1 protein-coding gene is annotated in these 1620 nt (G+C 65.2%); it reads right to left on the bottom strand.

Annotated features, from left to right (window positions below; genetic code table 11):
- Positions 1-1620: hypothetical protein (locus ACH2EH_RS11940; protein ID WP_395141949.1), on the bottom strand; the 1620-nt coding region annotated here is incomplete at both ends.

The raw sequence follows: 1620 nt of genomic DNA, 5'->3' as shown, positions 1-1620 counted from the left end.
CCTCCGCATCGGGATAGCCTGGCGTCGTGACCCCCTCCAGCCCCAGCCCGATCACGCCAGGAAGCGCCGCGAGCCGCGCTGCAAAACCAACCACACCCACGAGTTCCAGCGCTTCGGGTACCACAAAGTCCCAGCGCGACAGCGCTCGTGCCAAGCGGCTAGAGGGAGTTTCGTCGGTGGCGTGTATCGCCGCCCACTGCTCAAGAGTCTGGCCGCCCGCACCGCGCTCTTTTGGCGCAGCTGCGGAGAAGGCCAGGAACGGGGAGAACACCGGCACAACCCCGATTCCCGCAGTCTTAGCGGCGAGTGCCAGTGCCGCCAGACGTTTTTCAGGCACGGCCCCCGGTCGCAAGGCAATGCGAAGCTGCGTGAGATTGGTGCGCTTCGCCAGAGAGAGCAACGCGTCTTGGGCACTGTCGTCTTCAGGAAGTGCTACCTGCCAGGCGCGCGTTTTGAGCGTCTCAGGGATCACCAACGCCCCCTGCGGCTCGGGAGGCGGCTCGTCGCTGCGTAGTAGCTCCGCCGAGAGTTCCGCCACCAATGCGGTTGCTTGGGCAGCGGGCACCCGTAGCTCCAGCACCAGCTTCTGCTCCGCATGCGCCTCAGTGGGTACGGGAGGCAGCACCCCGCCAAAACGCTCAACCCGCTCTTGTTGTTCCACGGTCAGCGCCTGCACCTCCATTCGCAGCTTGGCCGGGAGCTGTGCAAAGGGGACTCGTCCTTCGGTGTCGAAGCGCTCCGCAAGTGCCCAGAGTGTCTCTGGCGCATCTTGGACACTTCGTGGTATTTTTTTCAGCGCCCCCTCACGAATCAGGCGGCTCCGTGCGGCAGCCGCAAGCTGGGAGAGCTGCTGCACTTCCTGCTCCTGTGGCGCAAGAAAGCGCTGGTAGTCTAGGTTGGCTCGCTCGCGCCGCTCCGCCGCACTGGGGAGATCCTCCACGAGCAGATAGACAGAGCCAACCCGACGCATTCCCCCGTTTACTCCCCGGCAGAGCGCCGTGAGCACATCCCCGGCCAGAGCCCGCTTTCCAAGCACCCGCACCGATCTTTTCGCCAGAAGCGCATCGGCCATCAGAGGCAACTGCGTGACTGCTGCCAGACGCTTTACCAGCGCCCCCACACTGGTCACGCCCTCTAGGAGCACCGGGGTCTGAAGTGCCGGAAGCCGTGTGTCCAGGTCCGTGGGCTTGCTCTTTCCGGGGGCAAGCCGACGACCCAAAAACTGCTCGTTATCGTCGCCAGGCGGTGCGTCATCGCGTAGTGGGAGAGTCACCACCGACTCCTCGGGGGAGTCCGTCAGCCCGGTGGGAAAGTAGGCATCCTCCCCGTCTTTGCCGCCCACCGAGATCGTGAGCTGCCGGGTTAGACGCAGCCGGAAGTCACGGCGATCTTGCGTGAGCGCCTCTCTAGTCCGAAACGAAGCGCTCTCAGGCAGAGCACTCTCCAGCCAGCGGTGCTGCCGCGCCTCCAGCGCGGAGAGCGGAAGGCCGGGTTGTCCCGTGAGCTGTTGCCACTGCCCCGGGTTCAGCGACGCGAGAAGAAGCAGCCAGTAGGGTTCGGGGTTGATGTCGCGTAGCTTCTCCGCCAGCCCAACGGGGCTGCGCGGTGGGTCGTAGAGAC

The organism is Armatimonas sp., from assembly GCF_043760365.1.
GTDB lineage: Bacteria > Armatimonadota > Armatimonadia > Armatimonadales > Armatimonadaceae > Armatimonas.
This window is presented reverse-complemented; position numbering and strand designations above follow the sequence as displayed.